We start from the raw sequence: 17135 nt of genomic DNA on the forward strand, positions 1-17135 counted from the left end.
AGTACACCGCCACTTCGTTCGCCGAGCCGCTGCAACGGGTCTTCGACGACGTACTGGCCCCCGAGAGCGATGTGGACGTCACCCCGATGAAGGAATCGGCCTATCTGGTGGAACGCGTGCGTTTCCAGGCGCGCGTGCCCGATCGCATCGAGCACCGGCTCTACGGCCCGCTCATCGCCGCGGCGGCGGCCCTCGGGAACAGGGCGCGCGCCCTGGCCACCGGCAGCGTGCACCGCTATCTCGGCTACGGCTTCTGGGCGCTGACCGGCGCGCTGATCGTCCTGGTGGTGCTGTGGTGACGGGCACGATCGGAGCGGTGCTCCAGGTTCTCGCCATCGCGGCCGGCTCGCCGCTGCTCGTGGGGGTGATGCGGCAGGTCCGCGCCCGTATGGAGGGACGCGCAGGAGCCGGCGTCGCGCAGCCGTGGCGCGACCTGCGCAAGCTGATGCGCAAGCAGGCGATCTCGCCCCACGGCACCGGCTGGGTGTTCCGCCTCGCGCCGCTCCTGCTGGCCGGCACGGCGCTGGTGGCGGCCGCCGTCGTCCCGCTGGTGACCACGGCCTCGCCACTGGACGGCGTCGCCGACCTGTTCGCGGTGACCGCGCTGCTCGCCCTGGGCTCGGTGGCGCTGGCGCTCGGCGCGCTCGACACCGGGACCGCGTTCGGCGGAATGGGCGCCAGCCGCGAGATGACCGTGCTGGCGCTGGTCGAGCCGACGATCCTGGTGTCGGTGTTCGCGCTGTCGATCAGGGTCGGCTCCACCAACCTGGGCTCGATCGTCACCGCGACGGCCGAGGATCCGCTGTCGGTGATCTCGCCGGTGAGCGCGCTGGCCGCGGTCGCGCTGGCCATCGTCACGATCGCGGAGACCGGACGCATCCCCGTGGACAACCCGTCCACGCACCTTGAGCTCACGATGATCCACGAGGCGATGGTGCTGGAGTACGCGGGACCGGACCTGGCCCTGATCGAGTGGGCCTCGGCGATGCGGCTGTCGGTGCTGCTGGGCCTGCTGGCGAGCCTGTTCTTCCCGCTCGGCATCGCGGGCGGGGACGCAGGGACGCTCGCGCTGCTGGTGGCCGTGGTCGCGATCGTGGTCAAGGTGGCGCTGCTGGGCGTGCTGCTGGCGGCCGGCGAGGTCTTCATGGCCAAGCTGCGGCTGTTCCGGGTGCCCGAGCTGCTGGCCGGGTCGTTCCTGCTGGCGCTGCTGGCCGTGGCCGCCTCCTTCTTCCTGGCCTGAACGGGGGCGAGACACATGACCGATGCTCTGTACGTCCAAGCGCTCTACCTGGCGTGCGGCGCGTTCCTGCTGACCGGCGTGCTGGTGTTGTGGCGGCGCGAGCTGTCGGCGATCGTGCGGCTGTTCACCCTGCAAGGGGTGGCATTGACCGCGCTCGTCGTCGTCCTCGGCCTCTGGCACGGCGAGCTGGAGCTGATCCTGGTCGGCGCCGGGGTGGGCGCTCTGCGGGCCGGGCTGCTGCCGTACCTGATGCGCCGCGCCCTGGTGGCCGGCGGCGCGGGCCGCGAGACGCAGCCGCTGGTCAACGTGGCGACCTCGCTGCTGGTGGCGGCGGTGCTGGCGATGCTGGCGTACGCGGTCTCCCAGCCGCTCATCCGGCTGTCACCCACGCCGGCCACGCAGGCGTTGCCCGTCGCGCTGACCGTGCTGCTGATCGGGTTCTTCGTCCTGGTGACCCGCAAGCGGGCGCTGTCGCACGTGGTGGGCTTCCTGCTGATGGACAACGCCATCACCGCCGCCGCGTTCCTCACCACCAGCGGCGTCCCGCTGGTGGTCGAGCTCGGGATCTCCCTGGACGTCCTGCTGGCCGTGCTGGTGCTGCAGGTGCTGACCACCCGGATGCGGGCCGCGTTCGGCGGCACCGACCTCGACGAGCTGCGGGAGTTGCACGACTGATGGAAAGCCTGCTGGTGCTCGCTCCGGTCGCGGTGCCCGCCGTCGCCGCGTGCCTGTACGCGGTGCTCGGCTGGAACCGGGTCACCGCCTGGCTCGGAACCCTCTCGGCGGCCGTGCTGTTGGCCTGCGCGGTCACACTGTCCACGGCGGGCACGCGTGAGGCGCTGGGCGGGCTGCTGTTCAGCGATGCCCTGAGCGCCTTCATGCTGATCGTGATCGGCGTGGTCGCGCTGCTCGCGATGGCCGCCAGCCCCGCGCACCTGCCGGCCGAGCTCGCCGCCGGGCACACCGGCCCGCGCGCGATGCGCCGCTACGGCGTACTGACGCAGGCGTTCATCGCCGCGATGGCGCTCGCCGTCCTGGCCTCAGGGCTGGGCCTGCTGTGGGTCGCCATCGAGGCGACCACCATCGTGACCGCGTTCCTGGTCGGGCACCGGCGCACCCGCGCGGCCACGGAGGCCGCGTGGAAGTACGTGGTCATCTGCTCGGTCGGCATCGCGCTCGCGCTGCTCGGCATCGTCATGGTGCACTACGCCGGCACGCACGCGGGCGTGACCTCCCTGGACTGGGCGCCGCTGGCCGAGGGCGCGAGCCGGCTCGATCCCGGCGTGATGCGCGTCGCGGTCATGCTGCTGGTGCTCGGGTTCGGCACCAAGGCCGGGCTGGCGCCGATGCACGCCTGGCTGCCCGACGCGCACAGCCAGGCCCCTGCGCCCGTCTCCGCGCTGATGTCCGGGGTGCTGCTGTCGGTGGCCTTCTACGCCGTCCTGCGGGTCAAGGTCATCGCCGACGTGGCGCTCGGCGCCGGATTCGTCCGGACGCTGCTGGTCATCGTGGCGCTCGCCTCCCTGACGGTGGCCGCGCTGCTCCTGCTCGGGCAGCGCGACTACAAGCGGCTGCTGGCCTACTCCAGCATCGAGCACATGGGGCTGCTCGCCCTCGGCGCGGCGATCGGCACCAGCCTCGCCCTGGTGGCGGTCCTGCTGCACATCCTCGGGCACGGGCTCGGCAAGTCGGTGCTGTTCCTGTCCGCGGGCCGGCTGCACCAGACGTACGGCAGCAGCCTGATCGGAGCGGTCCGCGGCCTGGCTGGCAAGGCACCGCTGCTGGCCGGGACCTTCGCGCTGGGACTGCTGGCGCTGCTGGGGATGCCGCCGTTCAGCCTGTTCGCCAGCGAACTGGGCCTGGCCCGGGCGGGCTTCGCCGCCGGGCTGGGCTGGCCGGTGGCGGCGGCGCTGGTGCTGATGCTGGTCATCGTCGCGGCCGTCACCCGCCACACCCGCCACATGCTCCTCGGCGACGGACCCGCCGTCGGATCGGGGGACGGGCCGGACTCCGGGCCCGCGCCATCCGCCCCGGCGGACGGACCGGGCCCGGCGGCGGGCGGGGCCGTCACGCTGCCCCGCGGCCTGGCCGTGCCGCTGGTCGCGCGGCTGGCCGCGTGTGCCGTGCTGGGCGTCACCCTCGGACCACTGCATTCCCTGCTGCAAGCCGCCGCAGTGATCGCCGGAGCGACCCCGTGAGCATCCGTACCACCGCCGTGATCGCCGGAGCGACCTCATGAGCATCCGTACCACCGCCGACATCAGCCCCGGCGAGCTGCCGGAGCACGCGGCGCGGCTCCTCGCCGACGGCCACAGACTGGCGCTGATCTCCGCACGTCAGGAGGCGGAGGAGTTCGCCCTGGCGTACCTGTTCGTCGCCGGCGGCCCCGACCGCCGCGCCGAGCTGCGCGTGCGCCTGCCCGTCGCGCGACCGGCCGTGCCGAGCCTGGCCCGCCTGTCCTTCCCGGCCGGCCGGTTCGAACGCGAGATCCGCGACCTGTACGGCATCACCCCGCTCGACCACCCCCTCCCGCGCCGCTTGGTGCGCCACCACCACTGGCCGCGCGGCTGGTACCCGATGCGCGCCGACGCCGGACCGCCCCCCGCCTTCGGCGACCCGGAAGGCCCCTACCCGTTCCTCACCGTGGAGGGCCAGGGCGTCTACGAGATCCCCGTCGGACCCGTCCACGCCGGCCTCATCGAACCAGGGCACTTCCGCTTCTCCGTGGTCGGCGAGACCATCATCAAGCTCAAGGCCCGGCTCTGGTTCGTGCACAAGGGCATCGAGAAGCTCTTCGAGGGCCGCCGCCCGGCCGACGGGCTGGAACTGGCCGAACGCGTCAGCGGCGACACGAGCGTCGGCCACGCGCTCGCGTACTGCCTCGCCGTGGAGGAGGCCACCCAGGCCGAGGTGAGCGAGCGCGCGCAGCGGGACCGTGCCGTGCTGCTGGAGCTGGAACGCCTCTACAACCACGTCACCGACCTGGGCGCGCTGTGCAACGACGTCGCCTACGGCATCATGCACGCCCAGACCGGGCGGATCCGGGAACAACTCCTGCGCATCAACGACGAAGTCACCGGGCACCGGCTGCTGCGCGGCGGCGTCCGCCTCGGCGGCGCCGAGCTGAGGACGCTGCCCGATCCAGAACGGCTGCACGCCATCGGCGCGGCCGTCGCCGAACTGACCGCACTCGCCCTCCGGCACACCGTCGTCGCCGACCGCTTCACCGGCACCGCCGTCCTGTCCGCCGACGCCGCCCGCGACCTCGGCACCCTCGGCTACGTGGCCCGCGCCAGCGGCCTCGGCCCCGACGCCCGCCGTGACCACCCGTTCGCCGACCTCGGCGACTTCACCCCCGTCCGCCGCACCGGCGGTGACGTGCTGGCCCGCTTCCAGGTCAGGGCCGAGGAGATCGCCGCCTCAATCGCGCTGATCACCCATCTGGCCGGCTCGTCCCCCTCGGGGGACGCGCGCCCGGAGGAGCCGTCGTCCTCGGGCGTGGGCCTGGTCGAGGGCTGGCGCGGCACGATCGCCCACCGCGTCGAACTCGCTCCCGACGGGACTCTCGCCCGCGTGAAGATCGTCGACCCGTCCTTCTTCAACTGGCCCGCCCTGCCCGTGGCGCTGGGCGGCGCGATCGTCCCCGACTTCCCCCTGGTCAACAAGAGTTTCAACCTGTCCTACGCCGGCAACGACCTCTGACCGCGCCGGACCAGGGAGGAGCGCGGTCGTGTCAGCGGGGCCCGTCACTCTTCGGTGGTGGCCGTGAGGGAGGCGTCGACGATGCGGTGGTCGGAGCAGGGCTTGTCACGGTTGGCGCCGCAGACGTGGCCGATCGGCAGGGCGTCCGCGTTGTAGGCGGTCAGCCGGGCGGCGGGGGCGAAGATCAGATCGACCTTGCCCGACTGGCCGCAGGCGCCCAGCCGGTTGCTCTCGGTGGTCTGCTCGCCCCAGCCGGGGCAGGTGGGCTCGCGGTCGTCGAGTTCGTGGTAGCGGCCGGTGTTGGCGCGGTTGGCGTCGGTGTCGATCGAGGGGTCGTACCAGGTGTCCAGCAGCGGCGAGTGCGGCTGCACGTTGAAGTCGCCCGCGATGATCGGGACCTCGCCCCGGGAGCGGTAGGACTCCAGGACGTCGTGCACCCGGCCGAGCTGGGCGGCCCTGTGGGCGGCGACGGTGGTCAGGTGGGTGGTGCAGAATCTGACGGCCGTGGGCTGGGCCGTGACGGGCGCGCAGAGGAGTTTGCGCTGCCGGCCCGACCCGTCGTCGGGCAGGGCTTCCCGAAGCGTGCCGCCCAGCGGGAAGCGGCTGAACAGGGCGATGCCGATGCCGTGCCCGGCGCAGTAGCCGGGGTCGCCCGCCGCCGTCATCGGCTCGTAGCGGGCGAAGTTCCCGGGGTCGCGCGGCCAGCCCATGCCCTGCAGGGCGTCGATCACGGCGCCGTACTGGTTGCGGCAGATCTCGTTGACGGACACGAGGTCCGGGTTGCGGTAGCTGATCGAGCCGGCGATGGCCTGGATGACGCCGTTCGTGGTCGAACCCAGGTGCTGGTGGTGGCCGGCCATGTTCCAGTGCCAGATCTTGTACGTCACGGTCGCGCTCGCGGCGGCGGTGGGCGCGGGACCGGCCGGCAGGGCGACGGTGGCGACGAGGATCGCGGCGACCGTCAGCAGCCGGCGGGTGAGATCCGGCACGGGTGAGATCCGCATGAGTCCCCTTCTCCGATGATCAACTCAGCGCCATCCTGACCGAAGGACGTGTCCGGCGCCAGCCGCGGATCGTTGAGCGGGGGCTCTCGGCGTAGGTCCTGATATTTCCGGTGTCGCCGGATAACGGCTCCGGCGCGGCCGGACTTACGGCGGACATTCGCCGGACATTTGCCGCCGAATGCCGGGCGTATGGGGAATTGCGCAGATCAACGGCGGGCCGGTGTGGATAGAGTGGCTGCCGGTCGATTCGGATCGCGTACGACACGACACACGGCCCTGCTTGTGCCGGCGATGGGCGATCCGCGGGAAAGGAAAAGAGACATGTATTCGAGATTGGCCGTCATCGGCACGCTGGCCGCGGCCATTGTCGCCGCCGGTTCCGTTGTCTCCGCGGCCCATGCCGAGGCCGGGCCGCGGAGCATTCCCCTGATACGCTACTTCGACGGTTTGAAGCATTATGTGACCAGCGGCCCGCGGCCCGGCCCGAGCTACCGCGAAGAAGGCCGGTTTCCCATTCTGACCAGAAACACCCCGGGCACGAGGGCGATCTACGGCTGCCTCGCCGGCCACGCCCCGCGTGACCAGTTCCTGTCCGCCACGGCCGACTGCGAGAACAGGCCGGGCAGCGCCGGGAAGAACACGTTGCTGCGCCGGGAGGGGTTCCTCTACACGAGCCCGGGCGCGGGCAGGCGGCCCCTGTATCGCTGCTATGTCCCGCACACGAAGAGCCACTTCGTGTCCGTCCGCTCCGACTGCGAGTCCAAGCCGCCGAGGTCGAAGGTGAACGCCGAGTTCATCCTGGGATACTTCCCGTCCGCCGGCCGGTGACGAGGGGCGGGGGTCAGCGCAGCGCCCCGCGCGCCGAGAGCTCGTCGAGCAGCGCCGCGTCCACGGTGTCGTGGAACCGCTGACGCGCTTCCTGGGTGCCGTGCGGGGCGGCCGCGTAGTCGCAGGAGTGCCAGCGCGGCTCGATCACCTCGTCCGCGAAATAGCCGCTCCGTACGGTACCGACGTCCAGGTCCGGTTTGCCGGCCGTCTCCCAGCAGCTGTAGAGCCGGCCGTCGGCGTTGACGACGGCGCCGCGCCGGCCGGCCATCAGGCTGCAGAAGTCGCACCAGAACGCCTCCTTCGGCGGGCGCACCGAGAACCCGAGGTCCAGCGCGTGCCGGTACCAGGACACGTAGCGCCCGGCGAGGTCGTCCCCGTACCGGACCCGGTTGTCGTAGCCCATGCCGACATCGTCGATCAGGGCGATGTTCACCCCCGCGCCGGCCGGCGGCACGTGGGTGGCGAGGCGGTCCAGCAGGGTCGGCACGGAGTCGCTGTTGCGGTGTGACACGTTGACGCGGAACAGCCAGCTCATGTCCACCGCCGCGGCGACGGCCGCCACGTTGGTCAGGATCTGCTGGAACGTGCCCTTCCCCGTCCTGGTCGTCCTGATCCGATCATGAACGTCCTGGTCCCCGTCGAACGTGATCTGCGTGCCCTTCAGCCCCGCCTCGACGAGTTCGCCGGCCAGGTCCGCGGTGAGGAGCGTGCCGTTGCTCACCATGGCGGCCGAGGTCAGGCCCAGGGGCCGGGCCCGGCGCAGCAGTTCGACGCAGGCCGCGCTGCTCAGCAGCGGTTCGCCGCCGAACAGCAGGATCTTGAGCTTGGCGAAGCCGGCGGCGCGCATCATGCGGTCGGTGAACGCGAGCGTGTCGGTGATCACCTGCGGGCTCAGCCGGGCCGGCGCGATCCGGTCGGGCCGCGGGTTCGACTCGTCCGCCGCGCCCACGTTCTGGAAGCAGTAGGCGCAGCCGAGGTTGCACCCGGTGTTGGTCAGTACGGTCAGGCTGTAGGTGTCCGCCTTGCGGTCGCGGAAGAAGCCGCCGCGTTCCATCGTGGTCCTGACGGCGTCGCTCACCTGCCGCCGGCCCAGGTCGTCGGTGGTCACCGCGTCCAGCGGCAGCTTGGCGATCCTGGACCCGTGCAGACACCACCAGGACTGCCTTCCCCTCAAGAGTCGCACTCTGTTTCCTTCGCTCGGTTCGTCGGCGGGCTGTGCGGTTCGGACCGGTGCCGCCGCCGGCCGGCGGCGGCACCGTCGCTGTCAGACCAGGTCCCAGCAGAACGCGAAGCAGGGATTCTCCGACTCCTCCAGGTCGAAAATCTCGATGTCCATCAGGCCCACCTCCTCTCCTCGGCGGAATGACTGTCGCCCGTGGCGGCGGATTCAGCGAATCATTCCGCCGCCTCGTTTCGGCCTCATCCCCGTCTCATCCGTCTCCTGAGAAAAGGAAACCTCTCCGTCATCAATGGAGAGGCGGCGGTGAAGCCCGCATGAAGCCGTCAAGAAATCGCCGCTCGTTAGCCTGGGGATGCGAAAGGGGCAGGTACGGTGCGAATTTCTTGCACCGGGTCTCTTGCGCGGCTGTTTCCGCTGCCAGAAGGAGTGGTATTCGCATGGCGAAAGCTCTGACGCTCACGGTACTGCGTCTCAACAGAGGCAAGATGGGTGGACGCTACCACTGGGCGACGCCTACCGGATGAACACGGGGAAGGTCCGGCCGAAAGGCCGGGCCTGCCCTTCCCATCGAAGGGAATAGATGTCCGAGCGATATCAACCCGTCCCCGGTCCGCCCGGCCGGTTTCTGGTCGGCAACACCTACGAGTACGACCAGGACCGCCTGGCTTTCCTGGCGCGAGCCCAGCGCGACTACGGAGACGTGTTCCGGTTCAGCCCGACGGCGGTCGTCGTCCAGGACCCGGAGCTGATCCACGACGTCCTGGTCCGGACGAACGCGGAGTTCCGCGCGGAGAGCCCGCTCGTGTCGGGGGCCGCGGCCAGGTTCCAGGAGCTCATCGACCGCCGGCTGCCCGTCTGGATGTCGACCCGGCGCAAGGGCTGGCGCGGCATGAACGCGGCCGGATCCGCCGCCTACGGCTCCCGGCTGCTGCGGCAGTTCGCCGCCATCATGGACGAGCGGGCCGGCCGGGAGGTCGAGGTGCTGTCCCTGATGAAGTCCTTCTCCGGCCAGGCCATCGCCGACTTCTGCCTGGGCGGGCAGCCGGCGCACAGGCAGCCGGCGCACGGGGAGCCGGCGCACGGGGAGCCGGCGCACGGGGAACCGGCGGACGGGCAGCCGGTGCGCGGGGAGCCGGTGCGGGTGGTCGCGGAGGCTGTGGAGCGGGCGGCGACGGCGGCGTCCGCGCTCATGGCCAGCTCGCTGACGCTGCCGCACTGGTGGCCCACGCCTCGCATCCGCAGGTTCCGCCGTACCGCGCGGGAGGTGAGGTCGGTGCTCCTGGAGCAGATCGCCGCCCGGCGGGCGGCGGGCGCCCGGCCGCACCCCGAGGACCTGCTGGACGAGCTGCTGCACGGCGAAGGGGCGGAGCTGAGCGACGAAGCCGTCTACGACGTGCTCAACGTGGTGCTCCGCGCCTCGCACGGGGTGCCGGGCGCGTCGCTGAGCTGGATCGTACGCCAGTTCGCGCTGGATCCCGACCTGGCGGCGCGAGTCAGGAAGGAAGCCGGCGACGCCCGCCTGACCACGCCGGACGATCCCCCGGACCCGGCCGCCCTGCCCTACACCGAAGCCGTGATCAAGGAAGTGCTCCGGATGTATCCGCCCACCTGGCTGATGGGGCGCGACATCGTCCGCGAGACGCGGGTGGGGGAGTGGAATCTGCGGCCGGGGCAACAGGTGATGTTCTGCACCTATCTGGTCCACCGGGATCCCCGATGGTGGACGTACCCGGAGGAGTTCCTGCCGGAACGCTGGCTCGGCGGCGACGTGCCGCACAGCCGGTACGCCTACCTCCCCTTCGGCGCGGGGCCGCGGATCTGCCTGGGCAACCAGCTCGGGATGACGCAGCTCGTGCTGGCCACCGCCTGGCTCGCGGCCCGGTTCGACATCGAGGTCAGCGACCTGGACAGTGCCGTGCCGGCGCCCCAGGCACTGCTCGTCCCCCGCGGCCTGCGCGCCGTCTTCCACCCCCGCGCGTGAACCTCGCGGCCCGCCAGGCGAACGCGGCCCACCAGACGAACGCGAGCGGGAGCGAGCCCTGGCGGAGGAGCGAACAGGAGAGAGATGAGTGTCACCGAAGACGACGCGGAACGGGGGGAGCGGCAGCCGGACGCCGGCTACCGGTGGCGCTGGCCGGCCCTGGTCGTCGTCATGGTCGGCTCCGCCATGGAGCTGCTCGACGTCTCCGTCACCGTCCTCGCCGGGCCCACGATCCGGGCGGACCTCCAGGGCGGGACGTCGGACCTCCAGTGGTACACCGCGACGTACACCCTGGCCCTGGCCTGCGGCCTGATCACGGGCGGCCGGCTCGGCGACATCGTCGGCCGCAAGAGGATGTTCCTCATCGGGATGGCCGGCTTCACGCTCAGCTCCGCGCTGTGCGCCGCCGCCGTCTCGTCCGACCTGCTCATCGTGCTGCGGGCGGTCCAGGGACTGTTCGGCGCGGCGATGATCCCGCAGGGTCTCGGCATCATCAAGGACGTCTTCCCGCCGCGCAGCCTGCCGCTGGCGTTCAACGCCATGGGGCCCTTCATGGCGATCTTCTCCTTGGGCGGGCCCATTCTCGGCGGCTGGCTGCTGGAGGCCGACCCGCTCGGCGCGGGCTGGCGGACGATCTTCCTGGTGAACGTGCCCATCGGCGTGGTCGCCGGGCTGGCCGCGTTCCTCACCCTGCCGTCCGACCCGCCCGCGCGGGCGGTCAGGCTGGATCTGCCGGGCGTGCTCATGGCCGCCGCCGGCTCGCTCCTGATGATCTTCCCGCTGGTCCAGGGCCGCGAGTACGGGTGGCCCTTATGGGCGTACGCGCTGATGGGCGGGTCGCTGGCGGTCTTCATGGCGTTCGGCCGGCACGAGGCACGCAGGAGGCGCCTGGGCGCCGACACCCTCATCGCGCCGAGCCTGTTCAGGAAACGGTCCTACCTCGCCGGGACGACCGTCGGCCTGATGTACTTCGCCGCGCTCTCCGGCTTCGGCCTGGCCTTCACCCTGTACCTGCAGCTCGGCCTCGGCTACTCGCCGGCGAAGACGAGCCTGACCGGGACGGCCATGACCGCGGGGATCATCGCCGGCTCGCTCGTGATGCCGAAGCTGAGCAGGTACGGCCGGCGGCTGTTCCACGGCGGCGCGGCGATCACCGTCGCCGGCCTGCTGGCGCTGCTGTGGGTCATGCGGATGGACGTCACGCCGTGGCGGCTCGTGCCCGCTCTCGTGGTCGCGGGGCTGGGATCCAGCCTGATGATGGGGCCGTACTTCGCGTTGTCGCTCTCCGAGGTCGAACCGCACGAGATGGGTACGGCGACGGGCGTGCTCTCGGCGCTGCAGCAAGCAGGCAGCTCCGTCGGCGCCGCCCTGCTCGGCACCGTCTTCTTCGAGGCGGCCGCCCACGGAGACTCCGTGCCGCTCGCCGCGTCCGCCGCGTTCGCGGTGGCGGCGGGGATGGCCGCCCTCATGTTCCTGGCCGGCTACCTCTTCCCGGCCTACCGCCCGGACCCGACGCCGTGACGCCGCCGATCCCGGCGTCCGTGACATCCGGCCGTCGTCCGGGCGCTCACCGCACATCGACGCCCTGGCGGCCGCCACAGGAAGGTGCCGACTCCGTGTCCGACTCCGTGTCCGACTCCAAGCTTCTGATCACCGGTGCGTCGGGCACCGTCGGGGGCGCGATCCTCGCGGTCATGAGAAGGCGTGGCGTGCCCGTCCGCGCCCTCGTCAGAAACGCCGCGACGCTCCCCGGGCATCCGCTCGTCGACATCGTCGAGGGCGACTACGACGACCCGCGTTCCCTCGACGCCGCGACCGCCGGCATGGAGGCGGTCTTCGTGCTGACGACGCCCGGCTCGCCCGCACCTCGGCACGATCGGGCCCTTGTCCGGGCGGCCCGGTCGGCGGGCGTCACCAGACTCGTCAAGCTCTCCGCCACCAGCGCCGGCGCGCGGGGTCCTGACGGCAGGATCGTGGGGTCCTGGCACCGCGCCGCCGAGGACGCCGTGACCGCCTCCGGGCTGTCCTGGACGATCCTGCGCGCGCCCAGTTTCGCGTCGAACTTCCTGCGCTGGGCCGACCTGATCGACCGGGGACTGCCGATCCCCAACATGACGGGTTCCGGCCGCCAGGGCGTCATCGATCCGCGGGACGTGGCCGCCGTCGCGGCCGCATGCCTGCTCACCGGCGTCGGCGCGGGACGGACGATCACCCTGACGGGCCCGGAGCCGTTGAGCGTCCCCGACCAGGTCGCCTGCCTGGCGCGGGTGCTCGGACGCGAGATCACCACCGTGGACGTGCCGCCCGACCGGGCGCGGGCACGGATGCGGTCGGCCGGGATGGACGCCCCCGCCGTCGAAGCGGTCGTCGCCGGGGCGGCCTGGGCACGCGAAGGAGGCAACGCCCGCGTCACGGAAGAGGTGCGGAGCATCCTCGGGCGGCCGGCGGGCACGTTCGAGCGCTGGGCCCGCGATCATCGTGCCGCCTTCCAGCGTGGGGGAGGATGATCCGGGTCTCGACCAGACCGAGCGGTGTGTCCTCCACGCCCGGCGGCGTCATCGTGCGGGACCGGCGGCATTCTCGTGCGCGCCCGGCGGCGTCACCGTACGGGGCCGATGGCGTCGTCGCCGAAGACGGCGGCGAGGGCCTTGGCGATCAGCTCGGGCAGGTCGGTGCGCCCGTCGTCCTCGGCCCAGCGCACCAGCGCCGTGTGCAGGGCGGCCAGGCAGGCACTGGTCGCCGCCTGAGCCTTGAACGCCGTGTCGGGGTCGGTGGCGTCGTCGCCCAGGGCACCGATGATGGCCTGCTGGAGGGCGTACTGGTTGTCCAGGTGCCTGGCCCGCAACGCAGGGGTCGAGATCATCAACTGCAGGCGGGCGAGCAGGAGCTGACGGTCCGCGTCGCCGGTCAGGGCGGTGGCCGCCTCGATGAGCGCGCCGCCGATACGACGGACCAGCGGCCCACCGGCGGGCGAAGCGACGATCCGCTCGGCGACGAGCTCGGCGTGCTGGTCGACCAGGACCAGATCCTCCTTGGTGGCGAAGTGCCGGTAGACGGTCATGGGCGACACACCGGCCGCCTCGGCGACGTCGTTCATCGTCGTGGCGTCGTATCCACGCTCGCTGAACAGCCGGACCGCGTGCGCCTGGATCGTGCGCCGTGTCTGGGCCCGTCGCCGCGCTCGCAGAGTTGAGTGCTGGTCGCTCATGTGTTAGACACTACCCTCATGATAGTCACTACCAACTTGGTAGCGACTAACGCTAGGGAGTGATGGACATGAACGATCTGACCGGCAGAACGGCCCTGGTCACCGGAGCGTCCCGCGGCATCGGCCAGGCGATCGCCGTCCGGCTGGCGGCCAGGGGCGCGACGGTGATCGTGCACTTCGGCGCGGACGAGGACGGCGCGGCGGCCACCGTCGGCGAGATCGAACGCGGCGGCGGGCACGCCTTCGCCGTCCAGGCACGGCTGGGCGCGGACGGCGACGTCGAGACGCTCTTCGCGGGGATGGAGCCGGGCCTGGCGGGACGGCCGCTCGACATCCTGGTCAACAACGCGGCGGCCCCGCCCGCCGGCCCGCTCGGCGGCACGACCAGGGCCGAGTTCGACCACCTCTTCGCGGTGAACGTACGGGCGCCGTACTTCATCATCCAGCGGGCGCTGCCCCTGATGCGGGACGGCGGCCGGATCGTCACGATCTCGTCCGTCGCGACCAGGATGGCCAACCCCGCCCAGACGTCCTTCGCCATGACCAAGGGCGCGATCGAGACGATGAGCCTGACCCTGGCCAACGAACTCGGCGCCAGGGGGATCACGGTGAACGCGGTCGCCCCCGGCGCCACCCGCACGCCCGCCAACGCCTCCGTCTTCGAGGCGCCGGGCCTGGCCGGGTTCATCTCGGGAGCGACGGCGCTCGACCGGCTCGGCGGTGCCGACGACGTCGCCGAGGTGGTCGCGTTCCTCGTCTCCGACGCCGCCCGCTGGGTCACCGGCCAGGTCATCGACGCCAGCGGCGGCCTGTTCCTGGGGCCGCGCACCTGACGCGGCCCCCGGTCACAGGCACTCGCTCAGCTGAGGGCAGGGGATGCCCGGCCCGGTCAGGCGGGTGTCACCAGCCCGGTCACGATGGCCAGGGCCACGGGGGAGGGGTCCGAGCCGTCCAGGACGAACCCGTCCGGCACGTGCACCGCGGGCTGGGCCATCATGCGCGGGGCCGGGCCGCGGTGCGGCCAGGTGGCGGTGTGGATGACGAACGGATGGCACAGGTAGACGTCGCCCGCCCGGCCGGTGGCGTGTGCGGTGGCCCGGCACAGCACCGACGGCCGCCACTTCGCGCCCACTTCCGTGCCGTCGATCCCGGCCTCCCCGTACGGCCGCAAAATCGGCGGGATGTGCAGGTGTGAGCCTTTGACGAGCCGGGTCGGGGCGTCATCGGGGCCGGTGTCGGAGAATAGGAACAGCGCGAGCAGCCCTCTCCCGCGCGAGCGCACGTTGACCCAGTAGCCGCCGTCGGGGCCTTCGTAGCTGCCTTCGATGTGGTAGCCGGACCCCATGCCCGGATAGTCCTCCGACGGGAAACGGACCGGGATCAGGCCGCCCACCTCGGTGCTACGGGTCCACCTGCCCGGCCCGATCAGCTCGTCGTACGCGGCGGCCAGCACCGGCGACGTGGCCGCCTCGGTGAACGGGGCACCGGAAGGACAGGGGACGTCCACGCTCGGCCGCCAGGTGGCGGGGTCGTCCCGGCGGATGCCGTGCCCGGCCAGCGACTCCCAGATGATCTCCCGGCACGCCGCGGCCGTGTCCGCGCTGAAGGCGCCTCGGACGACCACGTAGCCGTCGCGTACGAAACCGTCCACGTCCACGCGTCGATTGTGCGGCTTCCGCGTTCACGAAGCACCCGAATTACCCGGTCGGCCGGCGGCCTGTTCCGGGAGTCGCGCACCTGACGCGACCCCCGGGTCACAGGCGCTCGCTCAGGAGAGGGTGGCGGAGCCCGGCTGGGCGGACAGAAGGATCTGGGACCAGCCGGTGGCGTCGACGGTGCCGTGGCCGGTCAGGTCGTCGCCCTTGCCGTCGTAGGGGTCGGCGTCGTGGTAGCGGTAGAGGGCGCCGGCGGGGTGGTGGCCGTAGTAGACGCCCGCGCCGGGGGAGAGCAGGTGGGTGAAGTTCTGCCAGGTGGCGTCACGGAGCTGGTGACGCTGCCAGTCGCCGGCGCCGTTGACGCGGTAGGAGAGGAGCTGCCCGCCGGCGGTGGTGCCGAGCAGCCAGTCGGGGCCGGCGGTGGTGAGGGTCTTGAGGGTGAATCCGTCGCCGATGTGGGTGTTGCCGGTGATGTCGGCCAGTGCGGGCTTCGCCGTTCCGATCGTGTAGCGGCGCAGCGTGCCGGCGGCGATGCCGTAGAGGTGGCCGTCGCCGTCGTAGGCGAGGTGGTCGTGGGTGTAGCCGTTGCCGAGGTGGACGGGCGGCTCGAACTCCAGGGTGTCGCCGTTGGTGCGGACGTCCACGCGGTAGAGCGTGCCGTCGGATCCGGCCTTGGTGACCAGGATGGTGTTGTAGTTCAGCGTCGCCATGGCCTTGGGGGTGAAGCCGAGGGTGGCGGTGGAGACGACCGCGCCGTGGGTGCGCTTTCCGGTGGCCGCGTCGATGGCCGTGTACGTGAGCCGGCCGTCCGGCAGCACCCCGTACACCGAGACGCGGCCCTTCGGAGAGGTCGTGGCGCAGTTGCGGCTGGTGACGTTGTTCCAGGTGCGGTTGTCCGACTGGCCGTAGGTGACGCCGTCGAAGGCCGGCCTGATCCGCTCGGAGCCCTCGAACCCCCAGGAGGCCGACCCGTTGCCGTCGGAGTCGCGCCCGAGCTCGAAGTGCAGGTGCGGATGGCCGTTCGCGGTCTCGCCGTCCTTGCCGACCTGGCCGATCACCGTACCCCGCCGCACCGTGTCACCGGCCGACACGGCGCGGGACTTCAGATGGAGGTACGTGGTGAAGTAGCCCCCTCCGTGATCGATCTGGATCATGTTGCCCGCGTTGCGATGCGTGAACGACTGGTTCACCTTGCCCGCGGCGGGGGCGATCAGGGTGGCCCCCTCGGTGCCGTGCTGGTCGGGCTCCTTCACCATGTCCAGCGCCGGGGCGTGCCCCCACGTGTCCAGCTGCCACTTCTGGCCGCAGGGGAACGGGAGCTGGAGATCGGGGGCCGCCATCGCCTGGCCGCTCGACGCGCCGGCCACGGTGAGGCCGGCGGCGAGCGTCGCGATGACGGCGGATCGTAAGAGGACGAATCGGGACACGGTTCCTCCTGGGTTTCCGGCGGGCCTGCTGCTCGCGGCCGGGCCGGATGGGGGGATGTCAGGGGGCCCGGCGCGGATCGAGCCGTGGCCTTGTCACTCGCCGACCGTAGAGATCGGCGGTATGCCGCTGGTATGAGGGGCGGTCGCGCCACGTCAGGGAGTCTGTGGCGGGCAGACCTGCTGATACTCCTCCTCGGGCACGTAGCGGGCCCACTCGGCGGGTGTGAGCGGCCGGCCCGCGATCTCGCACAGGGCGGCGACCGGGTCCGCGGGCCGGTCCAGGCTCCACAGGCGCACCGTGGCGTCGGCGGAGGAGGTGGCCAGCGCGCTCCCGTCCGGGGCGAAGGCCACCGACCAGGTCGCGTCGCCGTGACCGACGAACGGGATGCCGACCGGCCGCCGCGTGGCCACGTCCCACAGCCGCGCCGTGAAGTCGTGGCCTCCGGCGCTCGCCACCTGACGTCCGTCGGGACTGAAGGCCACCGACACCACCGGGTACCCGTGGCCGGTGAGCGGGGCCCCGATCGGCCGGCGGGTGGCGACGTCCCAGAGTCGTATCGTGCGGTCCTCGCTCGCGGTGGCCGGCAACCGGCCGTCCGGGCTGAACGCGATCGAATGCGGCGCGTGGCCACGTCCCACAGCAGGATCGTGCCGTCCGTCCCGCCACTGGCCAGGGTCCGTCCGTCGGGGCCGAACGCCACCGCGGAGCCGCTGTGACCGGTGAGGGGAGTGCCGAGCGGCCTGCGGGTGGCCGCGTCCCAGAGCGTCGTGCCGTCGTGGACTGCCCCCGCCACGAGCCGCCCGTCGGGGCTGAGCGCCAGCGCGGTCGCCGTGCCGGGCAGGGCCGCCCGGGCGGGCCTGCTGAGCAGGGCGGTCATGGCGGCGCGGGCCTCAGGCGTGGGGGCGAGCC

General features: G+C 72.0%; 16 protein-coding genes and 1 pseudogene. 11 read left to right on the plus strand and 6 right to left on the minus strand.

From position 1 onward, the window contains the following. From ABFX54_RS46960 to ABFX54_RS46980, 5 genes and pseudogenes are all read left to right on the plus strand, one after another. Nucleotides 1-299 (plus strand): annotated as a pseudogene (locus ABFX54_RS46960) (proton-conducting transporter transmembrane domain-containing protein); the annotation flags it as partial. After that, nucleotides 296-1240, plus strand: a complete 945-nt coding sequence (locus ABFX54_RS46965; RefSeq protein ID WP_346113581.1) for a respiratory chain complex I subunit 1 family protein — start codon at nt 296-298, stop codon at nt 1238-1240. The pseudogene ABFX54_RS46960 and the gene ABFX54_RS46965, both read left to right, overlap by 4 nt. Before the next feature lie 15 nt (nt 1241-1255). After that, on the plus strand, nt 1256-1915 hold the full coding sequence (locus ABFX54_RS46970) for a hypothetical protein (protein WP_346113583.1): 660 nt from the start codon (nt 1256-1258) through the stop codon (nt 1913-1915). Next, nucleotides 1915-3438 carry a proton-conducting transporter transmembrane domain-containing protein gene (locus ABFX54_RS46975; RefSeq protein ID WP_346113584.1) on the plus strand — a complete coding sequence of 508 codons (1524 nt, stop codon included), beginning with the start codon at nt 1915-1917 and terminating at the stop codon, nt 3436-3438. Before ABFX54_RS46970 ends, ABFX54_RS46975 begins: the two co-directional genes overlap by 1 nt. 37 nt (nt 3439-3475) lie before the next feature. Next, nucleotides 3476-4942, plus strand: coding sequence for a hydrogenase large subunit (locus ABFX54_RS46980; protein ID WP_346113585.1), 1467 nt, complete (start codon nt 3476-3478; stop codon nt 4940-4942). Between the two features lie 44 nt (nt 4943-4986). Here the strand turns inward: ABFX54_RS46980 and ABFX54_RS46985 are convergent, their stop codons facing one another. After that, a complete protein-coding gene (locus ABFX54_RS46985; RefSeq protein WP_346113586.1) occupies nt 4987-5946 on the minus strand; it encodes an endonuclease/exonuclease/phosphatase family protein in 960 nt (319 codons plus the stop codon). A 321-nt stretch (nt 5947-6267) separates the two neighbouring features. Between ABFX54_RS46985 and ABFX54_RS46990 the strand changes: the two genes are divergently transcribed. After that, nucleotides 6268-6774, plus strand: a complete 507-nt coding sequence (locus ABFX54_RS46990; RefSeq protein WP_346113587.1) for a hypothetical protein — start codon at nt 6268-6270, stop codon at nt 6772-6774. Between the two features lie 13 nt (nt 6775-6787). On the opposite strand, the gene ABFX54_RS46995 is transcribed toward ABFX54_RS46990, so the two are convergent. Beyond that, nucleotides 6788-7948 (minus strand): radical SAM protein, encoded by a 1161-nt coding sequence (locus ABFX54_RS46995; RefSeq protein WP_346113589.1) that lies wholly within the window; start codon nt 7946-7948, stop codon nt 6788-6790. A gap of 586 nt (nt 7949-8534) precedes the next feature. Between ABFX54_RS46995 and ABFX54_RS47000 the strand changes: the two genes are divergently transcribed. From ABFX54_RS47000 to ABFX54_RS47010, 3 genes are all read left to right on the plus strand, one after another. Next, nucleotides 8535-9935, plus strand: a complete 1401-nt coding sequence (locus ABFX54_RS47000; protein WP_346113591.1) for a cytochrome P450 — start codon at nt 8535-8537, stop codon at nt 9933-9935. A gap of 84 nt (nt 9936-10019) precedes the next feature. Beyond that, the gene (locus ABFX54_RS47005; protein ID WP_346113592.1) at nt 10020-11456 is read left to right on the plus strand and encodes an MFS transporter; all 1437 of its coding nucleotides are present in this window, start codon (nt 10020-10022) and stop codon (nt 11454-11456) included. 95 nt (nt 11457-11551) lie between these two features. After that, nucleotides 11552-12442, plus strand: coding sequence for an NAD(P)H-binding protein (locus tag ABFX54_RS47010; RefSeq protein WP_346113593.1), 891 nt, complete (start codon nt 11552-11554; stop codon nt 12440-12442). A 92-nt stretch (nt 12443-12534) separates the two neighbouring features. Here the strand turns inward: ABFX54_RS47010 and ABFX54_RS47015 are convergent, their stop codons facing one another. Beyond that, nucleotides 12535-13143 (minus strand): TetR/AcrR family transcriptional regulator, encoded by a 609-nt coding sequence (locus ABFX54_RS47015; RefSeq protein WP_346113594.1) that lies wholly within the window; start codon nt 13141-13143, stop codon nt 12535-12537. 68 nt (nt 13144-13211) lie between these two features. Here ABFX54_RS47015 and ABFX54_RS47020 point away from each other — a divergent pair, with 68 nt between their 5' ends. Next, entirely contained in the window at nt 13212-13976 is a 765-nt protein-coding gene (locus tag ABFX54_RS47020; protein WP_346113595.1) for an SDR family NAD(P)-dependent oxidoreductase, read from the plus strand. 56 nt (nt 13977-14032) lie between these two features. Here ABFX54_RS47020 and ABFX54_RS47025 read toward each other — a convergent pair whose 3' ends face one another. The 3 genes from ABFX54_RS47025 to ABFX54_RS47035 all read right to left on the minus strand — a co-directional run bounded on the left by ABFX54_RS47025 (nt 14033) and on the right by ABFX54_RS47035 (nt 16864). Next, nucleotides 14033-14800 (minus strand): phytanoyl-CoA dioxygenase family protein, encoded by a 768-nt coding sequence (locus ABFX54_RS47025; protein ID WP_346113596.1) that lies wholly within the window; start codon nt 14798-14800, stop codon nt 14033-14035. A 111-nt stretch (nt 14801-14911) separates the two neighbouring features. Continuing rightward, complete coding sequence (locus tag ABFX54_RS47030; RefSeq protein ID WP_346113597.1) at nt 14912-16225, minus strand: M23 family metallopeptidase; 1314 nt, start codon at nt 16223-16225, stop codon at nt 14912-14914. A gap of 153 nt (nt 16226-16378) precedes the next feature. Continuing rightward, nucleotides 16379-16864: a WD40 repeat domain-containing protein gene (locus ABFX54_RS47035; RefSeq protein WP_346113598.1), complete on the minus strand. Its 486-nt coding sequence runs from the start codon at nt 16862-16864 to the stop codon at nt 16379-16381. Nucleotides 16865-16945: 81 nt separating this feature from the next. On the opposite strand from ABFX54_RS47035, the gene ABFX54_RS47040 reads away from it, so the two are divergent. Further along, a partial coding sequence (locus ABFX54_RS47040) for a hypothetical protein (protein ID WP_346113599.1) occupies nt 16946-17135 on the plus strand: 190 nt, incomplete at its 3' end.

Source organism: Nonomuraea maheshkhaliensis (genome assembly GCF_039529435.1).
In the GTDB taxonomy this organism is placed as follows: domain Bacteria; phylum Actinomycetota; class Actinomycetes; order Streptosporangiales; family Streptosporangiaceae; genus Nonomuraea; species Nonomuraea maheshkhaliensis.

Bases quoted from the DNA above. Each gene is read 5' to 3' on its own strand.
- ABFX54_RS46990 (WP_346113587.1), top strand. From the start codon at position 6,268: ATGTATTCGAGATTGGCCGTCATCGGCACGCTGGCCGCGGCCATTGTC.
- ABFX54_RS46975 (WP_346113584.1), top strand. From the start codon at position 1,915: ATGGAAAGCCTGCTGGTGCTCGCTCCGGTCGCGGTGCCCGCCGTCGCC.
- ABFX54_RS47000 (WP_346113591.1), top strand. From the start codon at position 8,535: ATGTCCGAGCGATATCAACCCGTCCCCGGTCCGCCCGGCCGGTTTCTG.
- ABFX54_RS46985 (WP_346113586.1), bottom strand. From the start codon at position 5,946: ATGCGGATCTCACCCGTGCCGGATCTCACCCGCCGGCTGCTGACGGTC.
- ABFX54_RS47020 (WP_346113595.1), top strand. From the start codon at position 13,212: ATGAACGATCTGACCGGCAGAACGGCCCTGGTCACCGGAGCGTCCCGC.
- ABFX54_RS46970 (WP_346113583.1), top strand. From the start codon at position 1,256: ATGACCGATGCTCTGTACGTCCAAGCGCTCTACCTGGCGTGCGGCGCG.
- ABFX54_RS47005 (WP_346113592.1), top strand. From the start codon at position 10,020: ATGAGTGTCACCGAAGACGACGCGGAACGGGGGGAGCGGCAGCCGGAC.
- ABFX54_RS46980 (WP_346113585.1), top strand. From the start codon at position 3,476: ATGAGCATCCGTACCACCGCCGACATCAGCCCCGGCGAGCTGCCGGAG.
- ABFX54_RS47015 (WP_346113594.1), bottom strand. From the start codon at position 13,143: ATGAGCGACCAGCACTCAACTCTGCGAGCGCGGCGACGGGCCCAGACA.